General features: G+C 71.1%; 13 protein-coding genes and 2 tRNA genes. 5 read left to right on the forward strand and 10 right to left on the reverse strand.

The genetic code is table 11. The features are described from left to right. Nucleotides 1-194: 194 nt before the first annotated feature. The 5 genes from MicB006_RS30770 to MicB006_RS30790 all read right to left on the reverse strand — a co-directional run bounded on the left by MicB006_RS30770 (nucleotide 195) and on the right by MicB006_RS30790 (nucleotide 5,438). Entirely contained in the window at nucleotides 195-389 is a 195-nt protein-coding gene (locus MicB006_RS30770) for a hypothetical protein (protein ID WP_073831709.1), read from the reverse strand. Nucleotides 390-756: 367 nt separating this feature from the next. Then, nucleotides 757-1,815 carry a polysaccharide deacetylase family protein gene (locus tag MicB006_RS30775; protein WP_116510818.1) on the reverse strand — a complete coding sequence of 353 codons (1,059 nt, stop codon included), beginning with the start codon at nucleotides 1,813-1,815 and terminating at the stop codon, nucleotides 757-759. A 202-nt stretch (nucleotides 1,816-2,017) separates the two neighbouring features. After that, nucleotides 2,018-3,088, reverse strand: a complete 1,071-nt coding sequence (locus MicB006_RS30780) for an alpha/beta fold hydrolase (protein WP_225980580.1) — start codon at nucleotides 3,086-3,088, stop codon at nucleotides 2,018-2,020. A 135-nt stretch (nucleotides 3,089-3,223) separates the two neighbouring features. Next, entirely contained in the window at nucleotides 3,224-4,408 is a 1,185-nt protein-coding gene (locus MicB006_RS30785; protein WP_116510822.1) for an MFS transporter, read from the reverse strand. 58 nt (nucleotides 4,409-4,466) lie between these two features. Next, the gene (locus MicB006_RS30790) at nucleotides 4,467-5,438 is read right to left on the reverse strand and encodes an aldo/keto reductase (protein WP_116510824.1); all 972 of its coding nucleotides are present in this window, start codon (nucleotides 5,436-5,438) and stop codon (nucleotides 4,467-4,469) included. Between the two features lie 166 nt (nucleotides 5,439-5,604). On the opposite strand from MicB006_RS30790, the gene MicB006_RS30795 reads away from it, so the two are divergent. Then, entirely contained in the window at nucleotides 5,605-6,210 is a 606-nt protein-coding gene (locus MicB006_RS30795; protein WP_116510826.1) for a TetR/AcrR family transcriptional regulator, read from the forward strand. A gap of 43 nt (nucleotides 6,211-6,253) precedes the next feature. Then, complete coding sequence (locus MicB006_RS30800) at nucleotides 6,254-7,351, forward strand: Gfo/Idh/MocA family protein (RefSeq protein ID WP_116510828.1); 1,098 nt, start codon at nucleotides 6,254-6,256, stop codon at nucleotides 7,349-7,351. A 107-nt stretch (nucleotides 7,352-7,458) separates the two neighbouring features. Here MicB006_RS30800 and MicB006_RS30805 read toward each other — a convergent pair. Further along, a tRNA-Arg gene (locus MicB006_RS30805) sits at nucleotides 7,459-7,531 on the reverse strand. Nucleotides 7,532-7,566: 35 nt separating this feature from the next. Beyond that, a tRNA-Ser gene (locus MicB006_RS30810) sits at nucleotides 7,567-7,657 on the reverse strand. Nucleotides 7,658-8,154: 497 nt separating this feature from the next. Between MicB006_RS30810 and MicB006_RS30815 the strand changes: the two genes are divergently transcribed. Continuing rightward, the gene (locus MicB006_RS30815; protein ID WP_225980581.1) at nucleotides 8,155-9,504 is read left to right on the forward strand and encodes a hypothetical protein; all 1,350 of its coding nucleotides are present in this window, start codon (nucleotides 8,155-8,157) and stop codon (nucleotides 9,502-9,504) included. Between the two features lie 126 nt (nucleotides 9,505-9,630). Here the strand turns inward: MicB006_RS30815 and MicB006_RS30820 are convergent, their stop codons facing one another. Continuing rightward, on the reverse strand, nucleotides 9,631-10,404 hold the full coding sequence (locus MicB006_RS30820; RefSeq protein ID WP_116510830.1) for a CPBP family intramembrane glutamic endopeptidase: 774 nt from the start codon (nucleotides 10,402-10,404) through the stop codon (nucleotides 9,631-9,633). A gap of 122 nt (nucleotides 10,405-10,526) precedes the next feature. On the opposite strand from MicB006_RS30820, the gene MicB006_RS30825 reads away from it, so the two are divergent. Then, nucleotides 10,527-11,648: a globin domain-containing protein gene (locus MicB006_RS30825; RefSeq protein WP_116510832.1), complete on the forward strand. Its 1,122-nt coding sequence runs from the start codon at nucleotides 10,527-10,529 to the stop codon at nucleotides 11,646-11,648. Between the two features lie 66 nt (nucleotides 11,649-11,714). Here MicB006_RS30825 and MicB006_RS30830 read toward each other — a convergent pair whose 3' ends face one another. Continuing rightward, nucleotides 11,715-13,247 (reverse strand): peptide deformylase, encoded by a 1,533-nt coding sequence (locus MicB006_RS30830; protein WP_116510833.1) that lies wholly within the window; start codon nucleotides 13,245-13,247, stop codon nucleotides 11,715-11,717. 320 nt (nucleotides 13,248-13,567) lie between these two features. Here MicB006_RS30830 and MicB006_RS30835 point away from each other — a divergent pair, with 320 nt between their 5' ends. Further along, nucleotides 13,568-14,350, forward strand: a complete 783-nt coding sequence (locus MicB006_RS30835) for a hypothetical protein (protein WP_116512000.1) — start codon at nucleotides 13,568-13,570, stop codon at nucleotides 14,348-14,350. Nucleotides 14,351-14,354: 4 nt separating this feature from the next. Here the strand turns inward: MicB006_RS30835 and MicB006_RS30840 are convergent, their stop codons facing one another. Next, nucleotides 14,355-16,133 carry a hypothetical protein gene (locus tag MicB006_RS30840; protein WP_116510835.1) on the reverse strand — a complete coding sequence of 593 codons (1,779 nt, stop codon included), beginning with the start codon at nucleotides 16,131-16,133 and terminating at the stop codon, nucleotides 14,355-14,357. Nucleotides 16,134-16,186 lie beyond the last annotated feature (53 nt).

A 16,186-nucleotide genomic window follows, 5' to 3' on the forward strand; every position in this document is an offset into this window, starting at 1 on the left:
CAAAGGTCAGACATGGTGGATGCTTCCCGCGCCGGAGCGGGCTCCTCGTCTGCGGAACGAGTCTGGTCCGACCCGCTATCCGGCTTCTCCTCGTCCGCTATCCGGCGTCGACCCGGCCACGCGCACACGCCGGGCGGTACGGGGCCGACAATTCGGCAGTGCCCCGTACCGCCCTCAGCCGGGTGTCGGACGGATCAGTACTGCTGACCGTTGCAGCCGGCGGTGGCGCACCTTCCGGTGATCGTGCACAGGTCGGTCGGCCGGAACCCGCCCGCGACATCCTCGGTCGCCTCGACCTCAAGAGCGGCGAAGTCCAGGTCGTCGAGGTCGATGAAGTTCTCGCTGGCGGACGTTCCCGGCACGGCGGCCGAGTTCGTGTCGTACGACATGCGTTCTCCTCGTGGTCGGACCCTGTTGGACGGCCGGCGTACCGGCCTGTGTCAAGTCTCGGGCCCGGCGCTATCCCCGCCCTATCCCGCGGCGATGCGTCGGGTGACGCCCTCGGGCAGGCTGGCGGCTCGACGCGCCAGCTCAACCACCCGCATGACGCGACCCTGAATCCGCACCCTCGGGTACGGGTCAAGCTCCGCACCACGGACCACAGTCACGGCCAGAGCACGCAGTGGGCCCAGCCGGCGATCGAGATCAGCCTTCTGCCGGGGGTGCCCCTACGCTCCAGGGTCAGCTGGACCGTAGGGGCACCTGGTCGACCACACCCACCCGAGCCGTTGCGGTGGCCTGGGCGGGCCACCGGGATCAGCCCGTGGTGCAGGAACGGATCTGAGGTCTGGCGCTGCTGTTGCCGTTCATCATCGTGGTGAAGCCGAAGGTGTTGCCGCTGCCGTTGGACCGCATCGTCATCACGTAACCGGTGCTGTCCCAACTGGGGGAGCCGTTCCAGGTGGTGGAGACCCGCTGCGGCGGGGTCAGAGCCACGACCACGGTCCAGTTGCTGGCCCCCTGAACCGTCACCGAGGTGTTGTACCGGTCACCCCAGACGTTGGGGGTGGTCGCCGTCGCCGTGCACCCGCCGCTGGGAGGCGGAGTGGTCGGCGGCGGAGTGGTCGGCGTGCCGGTCGGCGGCGGAGTCGTCGGCGGCGGGGTGCCGTCCGGGGCCACCGCCCGGCCGGTGCTCGGTGAAATCATGCCCGGACAGAGGTTACGGCTGCTCAGGTTGGCCATGATCTGCGGAATCGCGTCGCGGGTGTTCTGAATGCCGTCGTGCATCAGGATCACCTGGCCGTCCTGAAGGCGGCTGGCGTTGGAGACGATCTGGCTGACGCTGGCGCCGTTCCAGTCCTGGGAGTCGACGTCCCAGATCACCTGGCGCAGGCCGAGCGACGAGGCGACCGACTGGAGGGTCGAGTTCGTCTCCCCGTAGGGCGGGCGGAACAACTGCGGCCGGACGCCGGTCGCCGCCTGGATCGCCGAGTTGGTCTGGGAGAGGTCCGACTGCATCTGGCTCTGGTTCATCGAGGTCATGTGCGCGTGGTTCCAACTGTGGTTGGCCACCCACATGCCCGCGTCGACCTGGGCCCGCGCGGCGGACTGGTTGTTCTGCACGTTCTGGCCGACGTTGAACATGGTCGCCCGTACGCCGTTCGCGCGCAGCACGGACAACAGAGCGCTGGTGCTGCCGGTCGGCCCGTCGTCGAAGGTGAGGCCGACGTACCCGTTGCAGGTGGCGGCGCTGGACGGAGCGGCGGCGACCGCGAGACCGGCGGCGGTCAGCGCCACAGTGGAGGCGAGCACTGCCAACCGGACGGTGAGACGCGATGTTCGGGAGCGGCGGGAGCGGCGGATGCTGGCGTACATGCGCAGGTCCTCCTTGGGACGGGTTAAACCCGACGACGCGTGGCTTCAATCGACACACACTGATGTCGCAGTGCTCGGAGTATTGCAGCGGCGTTTCGAACAGGTCAATGATTTTCCGGAAGTTTTCCGGAAGCACCAGGGCGTGCGGGTTCGAGGCCCGCACGCCCTGGCGGTCAGGGGATGGCGTCAGTGTTCCCCGGCGTCAGCGCAGGAACTTGAGGAGCATCGTGGTGAGCTCCTGCGGTCGTTCCTCGGTGAGCCAGTGACCGGTGTCAGTCATGACCTGAGTCTCGACATTGGCGGCATAGCCCTGCCACTGAGTACCCACGGCGCTGCTGAGGGCTTCTTCGCCTCCGACGGCCAGGATGGGCATCTGGAGCAGCCCCGCCTCGCGGAACTTCTCGTTCTGGGCGATGTCCGTGTGGAGGGCTTGGTACATGTTCATCCACGCCTTGAACCGGCCGGGCTCGCGGAGGTACCGGGCGTAGAACTCGTAGTCGCGGTCGTCAAAAGCCCCGTCCACTGCCAGGTACTGCTCGACGAACCCCTTGATCAGGTCGCGCTCGTGTCCACGGACCAGGTCCTGAGCGAAGTCCTTCTGGAAGAACCCGAGGTGCCACGTCGACAGGCCCCCCTCCGCCGGGAAGGCCGGGAATGTGTAGAGGGACCGGTCGGGGATGGGCCCTTCCATCACCACCATTCGACTGACCTCGTTGGGCCACATTGCGGCGTACGGGTAGGCGATCCATGCGCCGATGTCGTGGGCGACGATCTGGACGCCCTTGTTGAGGTTGAGCCGGGTGAGCAGCTCGTGCACGTCGTCGGCCAACTGGGCCGTGTCGTAGCCCTGCTGCGGGACGGAGGAGTCGCCGGTCCCGCGCAGGTCGACCGCGATCACGGTGTGGTCCTTGGCGAGTGCCTCGAGCTGCGGCTCCCACTCGGCGGAGGTTTGCGGGAAGCCGTGCAGCAGCACCACCGGCGAGCCGCTGCCGCCGCGGAGGTAGTGCATCCGGAAGTCGTTCACCTGCGCGTACTCCGACCGGAAGCCGTCCGGCAGCCGGTAGGGCAGCCGGGCGCTGGCGCCTTGCGCGACAGCCGACTCCGGCCGCAGGTCCACGTCGGCGTTCGTGGAGACCAGTCCGGGCCCGGTCAGAATGGCGATTCCAGCGATGGCGGCGACGGCAGTCCTGATCAGGACCGTCATTCTTTTTCTCATGGTTCTCTCCTGAAGCGTGATCGGCCTTGCGCCGAATCGCTGTCGATCCGGTTGCACGGCGGAATCGTGTGCAATGGACGGTTCTCGGGTGCACGGGCGCACCTGACAGATGAATCGGTCACTTCCTCGTTGCGTCCGGGTCTACCGGCGGACGAGGTGCGGTCGTCGTGGCGAGATGGGGGCCAGGACTGGCTATTGGCTCGTGCGGCTCAGCGAGGTGAGCAGGAGGCCGCCGGCAATGACTGCGGTGGCGCCCGCGATCAAGGGGGCGGTGGCCGACTGCCGGTCCACGAGAACTCCGCCGGCGGCCGCCCCGGTGGCGATGGCGAGATTACATACGGACACGATGACGCCGCTGACCTGCTCGATCCGGGCCGGCTCGGTGTGCGCTCCCCAGGTGAGCACCGTCGTCGGGACACCGCCGAATCCGAAGCCCCACAGCGCGACCGCGAGCACGAGGCCGTGTCCGCGCATGGTGTACATGACGAACATTCCGGCTGCGAGCGTGGCAGGAAAGAGGAACAGTCCTGCGCGCAGTGACCGGTCTGCGAGCGGCCCGGCCAGCAGCGTGCCAAGGAAGTTGGTGACGCCGAAGACGATCAGCAGCCCGGCGAACGAGCCGGGGTCCAGTCCCGCGACGGCGTCGACGGCAGGTCGGATGAACGTGAAGCCGCCGAAATGCCCACTGAAGATGAGGACTATGCCGAAAAGTCCTGCAACAACCGTGCCGGAACACAGGACTCCTCCGAGTGCTCGGAGGCCGCCCGTGGCCGGTGGCGTCACGTGCGGCAGTGTTATGGCCTGGGCCGCGAGCGCGATCCCGGCAATGCCGGCCCCCAGGATGAAGGTGCCACGCCAGCCCCAGAGTTCGCCGAGCCAGGCGCCAAGGGGAACGGCGACGACCGTGCCGAGGGCCACTCCGGAGCTGATGACTGTCAGCGCGCGGCCCAGGTGGCTCTCGTGCACCAACTGTGCGGCGACCGCGGTCGCCATGGCCCAGAAGCCGCCGAGTGCCGCCCCGAGCAGTAGACGAGCGAGCATGACGGTCGCCAGGCTGGGCGCCATCGCAACGAGGAGGTTCGACACCACTGCGAGCAGGGTGAGGCCCATCATCACCCACCGTCGGTCGGCCCGCGGGAGCACCACCGAGAGAAACAGGGCCGAGGCTACGGCGGCGAAGGCGGTCGCACTGACGGCCTGCCCGGCCGCGCCGGTGGACACGTTCAGGCCATCGGCGATATCCGGAAGCAGGCTTGCGGGCAGGAATTCGGCGATGATGAACGCGAAGATGCCGAGACTGATAGAGCCGACGCCGGCCCAGGACGCCAGGCCGCCGGCGGTCGAGGCATCGTTCGATGCCATGTGACGGGTGGTCATGTGATGCCCTTCAAGGCTGTGCGCCGCCTCTTGGGGACGACTGGGAGTGGCGACCGGCTCAGTGGTTGAGGGCGGCCATGTTGGCCTGGTCGTAGCGGTCACCGCTGGCCGGTGTCAGGTTCTGCAGTCGGGTGATCTGGTTGTCGGTGAGGGTGATGCGGTCGGCGGCGGCGTTTTCCTCGAGCCGGTCGATGCGTGTGGTGCCCGGGATGGGGGCGATGTCGTCGCCCTGGGCGAGCAGCCAGGCGAGGGCGACCTGCGCGGGCGTGGCCTCGGCCTCGGCGGCGACGGCGCGGACCTCGTCGACGATGCGCATGTTGCGTTCGAGGTTGCCGCCGGCGAAGCGGGGGTTGGTACGACGCCAGTCGTCGGCGTCGAGGTCGTCCAGGGTGCGGATGCCGCCGGTGAGGAACCCGCGGCCCAGCGGGGCGTACGGGACGAAACCCACGCCCAGCTCGCGCAGGACCGGCAGCACCTCGGCCTCGGGGTCGCGGACCCACAGCGAGTACTCGGACTGCACCGCGGCGATCGGGTGAACGGCATGCGCCCGCCGGATCGTCGCGGGGCCGGCCTCCGACAGTCCGATGTGACGGATCTTGCCCTCGGCCACCAGCTCCGCCAGCGCGGCGACGGTCTCCTCGATCGGCGTGACCCCATCGCCCCGGTGCTGGTAACAGAGGTCGAGGTGGTCGGTGCCGAGGCGGCGCAGCGATCCCTCCACTGCGAGCCGGACGTTGGCCGGGGTGCTGTCATTGCCCGGGCGGCCGGTGTGCGAGAGGTGACCGAACTTGGTCGCGAGCACCACCTCGTCCCGGCGTCCCTTGATGGCGCGGCCGACCAGTTCCTCGTTGACGTAAGGGCCGTACGCCTCGGCGGTGTCGATGTGCGTGACGCCGAGGTCCAGGGCCCGCTGGATGGTGCGGATGGACTGGTCGTCGCGCTGGCCGGCGCCGGTGTAGAAGGCCGACATGCCCATGGCACCCAGACCGATGCGGGAGGTCTCCAGTCCGCCGAGCGAGATGGTTCTCATCGTGGTGTTCCTCTTCCTGTAGTGGGCCCGACCGCTTTAAGTTCCGGTCGGTACAGAACGCTAGCACATCTGGACCGATCGGGAGTAAAGTCGGCTGTGAGGAGAGAAACAGCTGGCGATGGCGGTCCGCCGACCCTGCCGACCCCGATTCGAGGAGGATGCCGAGATGAGTGGATCCCAGAGCACCGCATTCGGCCGCCCCCGGGAGTTCGACATCGACGAGGCCTTGGAGCGGGCCATGCAGGTGTTCTGGGCGCGGGGGTACGACGGCACCAGCCTCACGGACCTGACCAGCGCGATGGGGATCACCAAGTCGAGCATGTACGCCGCCTTCGGCAACAAGGAGCAGCTCTTCCGCAAGGCCGTACAGCGCTACGCCGAAGGGCCGGCCTCCTACGTGACCCGCGCCCTGCGGGAGCCCACCGCCCGCGCGGTGGCCGAGACATTCCTGCGGGGAGCCGTCCGCACGACGACGTCGCCCGGCCGCCCCACGGGATGCCTGTCCGTGCAGGGTGCGCTGGCGCTGAGCGAACAGAGCCGCCCCGCGCACGACGTACTGGTCAGCTGGCGCGTTGACGCCGGCGAGCAGCTCGAGGCGCGCTTCCGGCGCGCCGTCGAGGAGGGCGACCTCCCGCGCCACGCCGACCCGGGACGCCTCGCCCGATACGTCATGACGACGGGATTCGGCATCGCCGTCCAGGCCGCGAACGGCCTCGGGCCCGACACGCTCGACGAGATCGTCGACACGGCACTGCTCGCCTGGCCGACGTGACCACCCCGCACGGCGCAAGCACGCGAAAGGGCGACGAAACGTGATGGGAAAAGCCGGGAGACGCCCGCTCGGCGTCGGGATCGTCGGGCTCAGCACGTCGGGCGGATGGGCGGCCGGGGCCCACCTGCCCGCGTTGTCGGCAGTCGACGGCATGGAACTCACCGCCCTGGCGACGAGTTCCCCCGCGTCGGCCGCTGCTGCCGGCGCCGCGTTCGGGGTTCCCGGCTACGCCTCGGTCGACCAACTCGTGAAGGACGAGAACGTCGACCTTGTGGTCGTCGCGGTCAAGGTGCCCCACCACCGCGAGCTGGTGTTGCCCGCGCTGCGGGCGGGAGTGCCGGTCCTCAGCGAATGGCCCTTCGCCATCGACCTGGCCGAAGCCGAGGAGATGGAAGGCGCCGCCCGCGACACGCGTACCTTCATCGCGCTTCATGGGCGCTCCTCGCCCACCTTCCGCTGGCTGGCCGGCCTCGTCGCCGACGGATACGTCGGGAACGTGCTGTCCGCGACGGTGCTGGCCTCATCGGTCGAGTGGGGCAACCCGGTCTCGGAGCGCATGCGATACACCCTCGATCGCACGCTCGGCGCCACGATGCTCACCATTGCGTTCGGAAATGCCATCGACACGGTGTCGATGGTCGTCGGCGAACTGCAGGACGTGGTCGCCTCGACGGCGACCCGGCGCCCGACCGTTGCGCTCGGCCGCACCGGACAGACGGTCCCGATGACCGCCGAGGACCAGATCGCCATCTCCGGCCGGCTACCCGACGGAGCGATCCTCTCCGTCCATCACCGTGGAGCGACTCTGTCCGGACCCTGGTTCTCCCTGCTCATCGACGGTACCGAGGGAACTCTCGAAATCACCTCCGCGAGCGGATATCCACACCTCGGGCCCGTTACGGTGCGCGGCGCACGAGGCCGCGCCCCACTGTCGCCGTTGACACTGCCCGATGGCCACGACGACTACCCCCACCTGGCCGGAACACCGATCCACAACCTGGCGCACACGTACGCGGCGATCCGGAACGATCTCATCAACGGCACCACGACCGCCCCGAACTTCGCCCACGCCGTCACACGTCACCGGCTCCTGGACGCGATCATCCGATCGTCCGCCGAGGGACGACGCGTGCAGCTCTGACAGGGGGAAGTTCTGGGCGGTGCGAGGTCACGCTCGTAGGCGTCACCGGCATGGCTGGACAGAAAGAAGCCCCCTAGCGGCCGTGGGGCCTGCCAGGGGGCTGTCTGTGCGCCCGAAGGGACTCGAACCCCTAACCTTCTGATCCGTAGTCAGATGCTCTATCCGTTGAGCTACGGGCGCTTGTGCTCGGCCAGTCTACACAACCGGCTTTCGCGCGGAGACTCCGGGATTCGAACCCGGGAGGGGCTTTAAGACCCCAACCGCATTAGCAGTGCGGCGCCATAGACCAGACTAGGCGAAGTCTCCCTGGTGACCCTGAGGTCACCGCGCCCGAGGATACAGGCCCGCACCCGCCCGGGGCAAAGCGGATGCCGGGACCGGCCCACGCGACCGCGTTTCCGTCGTGTGCCAGATCACGTCCACGGCTACGCTCCATCGATATGCAGGAGCAGCCGCCGAGCGATCCGCCCCGTCGCGAGCCTGCCGCGAAGGCCCGGCGGACCCGCTCCCCCCGACCCACGTTCAGTCCGCCACCCACGCCGGAGCCTCCCGCCGGGAGCGCGACGAGCGACACACCACCGCCCCGGCGCCCCCGCCGGGCCGCGCCGACTGTCGTCTTCCAGCCGCCGACGGCGGCCGACGCCGCAGCGCCGGCACCGCGACCACGCCCGCCCGCCGAGGCTCCGACAAACGATCCGGGTACGCCTGCCGCCGCGCAGCCCGACGCCGTGCCCGCCGAGGCCGAAGCGAGTACGCCTCCCGCCAAGCCGGCCGTACGATCACGCCGTCCGGCCGAGGAGTCGGTGCCCACCGAACCGCCGAGCGAGGACGAGGCGCCGAAGCGGACCCGCCGTGCGCCCGCCGCGAAGAAGGCCGTCCCGAAGAAGGCCACTCCCGCGGTCAAGAAGGCCGCCCGGAAGGCGACCCTCCCGAAGCAGGCGGCGCCCGAGACACCGGCCGAGCCGGCAGCGGCCGCGGCCGGGCAGGAACCCGGCGGGACCGACGCGGTCACCGTGGAGACGCCGGGCCCTGCGCCGGCGAGAAGAACCCGGACCACCAAGAGCGCCAATACCCCCACGGCCACGGAGGCCTCGACGGCGGCCACGGACGCCACCGCCGTCACCCGGACTACCCTGGACCCGGCAGCCACGGCCGCCACCCCCATCACGACGACGGCGACCACTCCGGCCACGGCGGCCGCGGAAGCCACCCAGGTCACGCCGGCCACCCTGGCCCCGGCGGCCACCTCTGCCCCAACGGCTACCGGCGTGGCCGCGACGGCCGAAACGGCCAGGCGTGACTCGTCCACCACAGCCACTCCGACACCGGAGACACCCGCGTCAGCGGGTGACCCCGCCAACCCCGCAGCCGTAGCCGGCGATCAAGCCCCGGCCGTCGACCGAACCGCAGCCGACGAGAGCCGGAAGACCGAACCGCCCGTCCTGGACCCGCCGGAAGAAGCGCAGCCGCACGACAACACCGAGAACCTGCCGGCCACCGTCGAGCACGCTGCGCGTACCCAGGAAAAGGGCTGGCGGGCGGTGGGGCCGCAGCTGCGCGACCACCCCGGGTTCGCGCCGGAGCTGCTGGCCCTGGCGGCGGTGGACGCGCTCGGGCCGCGCGCCCGGGACTGGGTGGCGCAGGTCCGGCGGGCCTACCCGGAGGCGGACGCCGACGGGGTGGCCCGGCTGGCGACGCGGCGGTTCGTCCGGATGGCCGGTACGGGTGGGGCGCTGGCGGCTGGCGCCGGGATGTTCGCGCCGGTCGCGGAGCTGGCGGCAGTGCTGTGGACGCAGGCGAACCTGGTGCTGCACCTGGCCGCCGCGTACGGGCGGGATCCGGCGCATCCCGATCGGGCGGCCGAGCTTCTGGTGCTGACGTTGGTGCACCCGGACGACGGCACCGCGCGGGCGGCGCTGGCGGCGGCTCTCGCGGCCGACGTGCCGGCGGACGGGCCGTGGGGGCGGGCGGCGCAGGCGGCGTGGCGGCTGGCGACGCCGGTGGCGGCGCAGGCGGGCGGGTGGCTCGGGCTGCGGCTGGCCGCCCGGCGCCTGCCGGGTGCGGCGGCGCTGGCGGCGGCGATCGGCGGTACGGCGACGGCCGAGCGGGTGGCCGCGCGGGCGGTCGCCCGGTACCGGCCCGGCCGCACCTGATCAACGCGTGTTCGGCGAGGTGGCGGGGTCCGTCGGGCCGCGATACCGCCACCTCGCCGAACCGGCGCGGGCCGACGACCTGCCGGGCCCACGGAACCACCAGGCCGGGCAGGCCGGCAGCCGGGGTCAGAGCCAGTCGAACCAGGACTTGGGCAGCAGCGCGTACCCGACGAACGCGAAGATGTCGAGCAGCGTGTGCGCGACGATCAGCGGGGCGACCCGGCGGGTGCGCAGGTAGAACAGCCCGAAGATCACGCCCATCACGGCGTTGCCGACGAACGCGCCGAAGCCCTGGTAGAGGTGGTAGGAGCCGCGCAGCAGGGCGCTCGTGGCCAGCACCGCGCCGATCCGCCAGTTGAGCTGCCGCAGCCGGGTGATCAGGTAGCCGACCACGATCACCTCCTCCAGCACGGCGTTCTGCACGGCGGCGAGGATCAGCACCGGCACCGTCCACCAGAGGTCGGGCAGCGCGGCCGGGACCAGCGTGGCGTTGAGGCCGAGCTGCGCCGCCGCCCAGAACAGCGCCAGCCCGGGCAGGCCGATGAGCGCGGTCAGGCCCGCGCCCCGGGCCAGGTCCGAGCCGGGCCGCCGGAAGTCCACGCCGAGCGTCCGTGCCGGGTCGCCGGGGTCGCGCGCCAGCAGGTGTACGGCGAGCAGCACCGGCAGCAGCGCGAAGACGATCCCGAGCAGCTGGTACGTCAGGTCGAGGTAGGGCCGGGCCGACGCGGAGGTGTTCAGCGCGGCGGTCTGCTTGGACAGCCCACCGGTCGCGGTGAGCTTCGCGATCAGCGACACCAGCGCGTACACGGCCGACTGGCCGAGGGACAGACCGAGCACGAGCAGCGTCTCGGTGCCCAGCATCCGGCGGGAGACCGGGCGGGCCAGCTCGTCAACCGTCACCGGACCATGAAATCACTTCGGCGTCCCGACCTGGCGATCGCACAGTCTGTGCGATCGGCACACACGCTCCGTGGAGATTCTATTGCTGCCGATCCGCCCGTACGGAGAAGGAGCGTGCCCCTGTGGAGAACTTCGCGCGGCTGCTGAAGGAGAGCTGGGCCCTGGTCGAGGAGGACCGGGAGCGGCTCAGCGGTCACTTCTACGCCCGGCTGTTCCTCCTCGACCCGGAGCTGCGCAAGCTCTTCCCGGTGCAGATGAACGGGCAGGGCGACCGGATCCTGGAGGCGATCGTCACCGCGACCCAGACCGTGGGCGACCCGGAGAGCTTCGACGAGTACCTGCGGGCGCTGGGCCGCGACCACCGCAAGTACCACGTGTCGGCCGAGCACTACGCGACCATGGGCGTCGCGCTGCTCGACGCGCTGCGCAGCACCGCCGGGGACGGCTGGAACCTGGAGTACGACCAGGCGTGGCGGGAGGCGTACGCGAGCATCAGCGCGCGGATGCTGGCCGGCGCGGAGGCCGACGGCAACCCGCCGTACTGGCACGCCGAGGTGCTCACCCACGAGCGGCACGGCCCGGACACGGCAGTGCTGACCGTACGCGCGCTCCAGCACCCGCTGCCCTGGCAGGCGGGGCAATACGTCAGCGTGGAGGTGCCCCGCTACCACCCACGGGTGTGGCGGACGTACTCGGTGGCGAACGCGCCGAACGAGGAGAACGTGCTGGAGTTCCACGTGCGTACGCCGCCCGGCGCGGCCGGCTGGGTGTCCGGCGCGCTGGTCCGCCGCACCAAGCCGGGTGACCTGCTGCGGGTGGCCGCGCCGATGGGCTCGATGACGCTGGACCCGGAGTCCACCCGGGACGTCCTCTGCGTGGCCGGCGGGGTCGGGCTGGCGCCGATCAAGGCGCTGGTGGAGGAGCTGACCCGGGTCAACCGCACGCGCTGGGTGCACGTCTTCTACGGCGCGCGCCGCCCCGACGAGCTGTACGGGCTGCCCGGTCTGGAGGACCTCGTCGCTGCCCACCCGTGGTTGTCGGTGACGCCGTCGTGCAGCGAGGACCCGGACTTCGGCGGCGAACTCGGTGACGTGTCCGAGGTGGTCACCCGGTACGGGCCGTGGACCACACACGACTGTTACGTCTCCGGCTCGGCCGCGATGGTCCGGGCCACCCTGCGGGCGCTCGCCGCCGACGACGTCCCGCCCGATCACATCCGGTACGACACGTTCGGCAACCTCTGAACCTTGCTCCCCCCGAGCCGGGTCGCGTGCCCCTGCCCCCTGGGGCACGCGACCCGGCCCCCCGTTTCAGTAGCGCCAGGGGGTGCCGGTCTCGCGGTACTCCTCCACCGGCACGAGCGGCACGCCGGGCGCCATCCGGTCGACGTAGAGCCGCCCTTCCAGGTGGTCGATCTCGTGCGCGACCAGCCGCGCCATCGCGTACTCGAACGAGGTGATCACCCGGCTGCCGTCCCAGAGCGCGTGCTCCACGTCGATCCGCAGCGGCCGGGGCACCAGGCCGCGGTGGTCGAAGAAGGAGAGGCACCCCTCGTACTGCTCGTCGGTCTCGGCGGCGGTGTCCACGACGCGCGGGTTGAGCAGCACCACCGGTTCGGCCGCGCGGTCGGCGGGCCGGACCAGCGCGGCGGCCCAGCCGATGCCGAGCTGGGGCGCGGCGAGGCCGACGCCCTTGCTGAACGGGTGCAGCTCGTCCAGCCGGGCCAGCATCGCGGCGAGCCGGTCGATGACCTGCCGGGCGTGCGGCTCCTCGGCCGGCAGGTCGAACTGGCGGGCCGGCTGCCGCAGCAGGTCGTCGCCGCGCTGCACGATGCCCACGGCACGCATCCGGTCGCTGGCCCGCACGCGGGCGCCACCGGTGGGGGCGTTGTCCGGCTCGGCGTCCGGCTGTGGGCTGCGGAACCGCCACTGCATCCGGTAGCGGGCGTTGAGCGGCGGGTCGTCGGTCCCCCAGTCGAAGATCACCCGGTCGCCGTCCACGGCACGCTGGATCGGCGTACGCAGCGGTCCTTCCTCGGCCGACAGCGAGGTCTCCGCGCCCCGCACCTTGGGGTCGAGGTCCGCGGGCAGGTCGAGCCGCACCGCCAGGTGCCGGGTGGGCAGGCGTACGGCCCGCTGGAACCAGGGGCCCCACTTGTCCTGGCCGACGCGGTACGCGTACTCGATGGTGACCCGGTCGCCCGGGTAGAGCGGGAAGCGTCCCTCGTCGTTCTCGAAGAGCAGCCAGATCTCCTTGAACGCGTCCCGGTCGTGCTTGGCCCGCCAGTGCATCGGCTCGCGTCCGCTGCCGTCGTCCCGGTACGCGGTGAGTTGCAGCTCGGCGAAGGTGAGCGGGTGTTCCCGGTGGTGCCGGTTGGAGCGGCCCGGGTCGTTCGGGTAGCGGTCGACGGCGACCCGGACCAGGTAGCGGGTGACCGGTTCGGTGCCCGCGTTGTACAGCTCCCGCCGGATCGCGCAGTGGTAGCCGTCGCCGATGTGGGTGAGCGTGGCCACCTCACGCTCGACCACGAGGCCGGTGCCGGGCGGCAGCCACTGCCCGGGGACCGGCGGGTCGCGGTGCGCTCCGCCGGCGCGGCCGTGCCGCAGCTCGTCGTACTCCCGGAAGCGCTGCCAGATCGCGCCGCTGGCCTCCAGGACGGCCTCGGCGCGGCGGGCGAAGTCCTCGGTGGGCCGGTGCCGGCGCCCTTCGACGTGGCTGACGTAGGACGGGTCGAAGCCCATCAGTGTCGCCAACTGCTTCTTGGACAGCCCTCGGCCGGTCCGGTGCCGGGCAAGTTCCGCCGCGAACGAGTCCGCGGCACGCTCGATCGGTGAGGTCGTCATCAGCTTCCTCGTGGCGGGAAGCCCATTTTCACGTTGGGTGGCCGAACGTGTACGGAAACTGCCTCGTATTCGACATACACCTTGACATCTCAACGGAGCGCGTCGATCCTTACACCGTGCGTCGCCGTTTCCGGCGGCGTTTTTCGTCTCCTGGGCCGGGTAGTACGCGACCGGCGCCGGAGTGACCGGGACCTCCCCGCGATACCGCGACGTCACTTCCCCTCCCGCCGCGGGAGTGGTTAGGCTAGCCTTAGCTTCGGTCGACGGCACGCGCCGGCCGACAGGGCGACCAGACAGGGGACGGCCAGGTGACTGCGGTGATGCCGGGGCGCGACGCCGCCACCCCGTTCGCCCCGGTGACCGCGACCCTGCGCGCCATGTTCGGCACCGACGACCTGCCCGGGCTCGCACCCGGCCTGCTGGTCCGCGATGAGTTGGACCGCTGGTCCCCGGCCGCCCGGCTGATCGACGGCACACTGCTTCCCGAGTTCCTGACCCGCGCCGGCCGCCGCTGGGGCGGCACCCCGCACGCCTGTGCCGCGCTCGCGTGGAAGTCCTACAGCTACTGGACGGCGCTACCAGCGGTGCTCGGCTGGGCGTCCGCCCGGCGGGTGCCGCTGCTCGACCCGGCCGACGTGCTCGTGCACTTCGAGGACCACCACCAGCTGCTCACGCTGGGGCTGCGCGCGTCCACCCCGGTGGCGGTGCTGCCCGGCGACCCGCTGGCGCTGACCGGCGCGCCCGGCGTCCGGGTGGTGCCGGACGAGGCCGCGCTGCTCGGCGCGCTGCGCGCGTCCCTGCTCGACGCGCACTTCGCCCCGCTGATCGCCGCCATCCAGGGCGAGGTCCGGATCGGCACCCGTACGCTGCTCGGCTCGGTGGCCTCCGGCATCGCGCACGGCATCCTGCGCGCGGCGGACGCGCTGCCCGGCTCGTCGGTGGCGACCGTCGGCACGCTGCTCGGCGCGCTCGACCTGAGCGACCTGGTCGAGCTGGTGCCCGGCCCGGGCGGCGAGCCGACCGTGCAGCGGCGCACCTGCTGCCTGGCGTTCACGCTGCCCCGGCCCAAGGTGTGCCAGGGCTGCTGCGTACGCCAGGGCTGACCGCTCAGTCGGCCAGCGGCCGGACGTCCCACAGCCACACCCCGCCGGTACGGGTGGGTGTGATCCCGCTCAGCTCCGTCATCGCCCGGCGCAGCGCTTCAGCCTGCGGCAGCCGGGGGTCGAGGATCACCGCGCCGGCTCGCCAGTAACGCAGGTCGTCGACGGCGGCCACCCGGTCCTGCGGGGTGATCGGCGGGACCGCGTCGTTTCGCCGTACCGTCTCGAAGAACGTGCTGGTGGGACGCGGCGGCGCGGTGAACAGGGCGATCCGGTCCCCGCCGGGGCGGGTGTCCGGATAGAGGAAGTAGCCGCGGGCCAGCGGCATGTCCAGCCGGGTCTCGGCGGACCAGCGCAGCGGGACCGCGTACGTGGTGTCGGGCAGCGGCAGCGTGACCACGCTGCGCCCGTCGGCGACGTAGGGGCGCCAGGCGCCGGAGGTGACGAACGCCGGGGTCGGGTCGAGGCGCTTGGCCGGCAGCGGGGTCGGCAGGATCGGCAGCAGCGCCATCGCGAGCACGGTGACGGTGGCGAACCGGATCTGTCCGCGCTTGTCCGGGTGCCGGGCGGCGAGCCGGCGGACCTGCTCCGCGCCGAGCGCGAGCAGCACGCCGATGATCGGGGTGAGCGCGAGCGACCAGCGGGTGGGCACCACCGCGTGCAGGACCGGCAGGTTCTCCAGCGCGGCCCAGGGGCCGGGGATGCCGGTGTCGCGTCCGTCGTAGCGGATCTCCCGGCCGAGCGAGAAGAGCGCGAACACGAGGCCGACCGCGGCCAGGCCGAGCACGACGGCGTTGCGGCGCATCCACCAGACCAGCGCGATCACCAGGATCACCAGTGGCCAGCCGAAGAACGCGTTCTCCTCGGTGGCGTTCTTGACAAGCGGTTCACTGCCCCGGGCGTCACCGGCCACCGACTCCCGCGACCAGGCGACGTACGCGGCGAGGTCGGTGGAGTAGCCCCGGATCAGCGTGGAGAGCCCGCTGTACGCGCCGGGGCCGAAGAACTGGACCCAGAGCGGGTACGCGAGCAGCGCCCCGGCGACCACCGCGGCCACAGCGAGTCCGGCGGCGAACGGGCGGGCCGCCGAGCGCAGCGCGGGACGGCCGAGCGCGAGCGCGAGCACCACCGCGCCGAGGCCGATGGCGGTCATCAGCAGGATCTCCAGGTTGAGGAACGCCTGCCAGACGATCACCAGGGCGAGCAGTACGCCGTTGCGCAGCCACCGGCCGGGTTCGGCCAGGCGCAGGGTGCGCCAGATGATCAGCGGCACCACGAACTGGCTGACGATGTTGGGGTGCGAGTTGGCGTGCGAGATCATCGCCGGCGCGAACGCGCAGAAGGCGGCGCCCAGCCACGCCGGACCGCGAGACCGCACGACAACTCGGGAGAGAAGGAAATACCAGGACACGCCGGTGGCGGCGAGGCCGAGAGTGAGGAAAATCAGGAATGACCAGCGCGGACCCGCCCAGAGCGTGATCGGGGTCAGCGGCAATGAAACGGATAATACGGACGTATTAGCCATGAGATTGACGACATCCGGCACATTCATCCGGTCCGAGGTGAACGGATAGGCAAAGTCCGTGACGATGCGCGCACCATGCGCCATCATCCATTCGAATTGCGCCTGATCTGTCCGATTATCCCGGATTCCATTGCGAGGGTCCACCCACAACCGGGCGGTGACCCAGAGCGCGAGCAGCACGAAGCTGAGCACGGCGAGCGCATCGATCCGCCTGCCCTGCCCCGTTTTCGACGGGTCCGCCGCTGATTCCGGAGTAGTCATGACATTTCAGAGCGTAGTCAGGGTATGACCGGCAGGTGCAATGTTCCGCAGAC

Origin of the sequence: Micromonospora sp. B006, from assembly GCF_003408515.1 — a bacterium.
Classification (GTDB): domain Bacteria; phylum Actinomycetota; class Actinomycetes; order Mycobacteriales; family Micromonosporaceae; genus Micromonospora; species Micromonospora echinospora_A.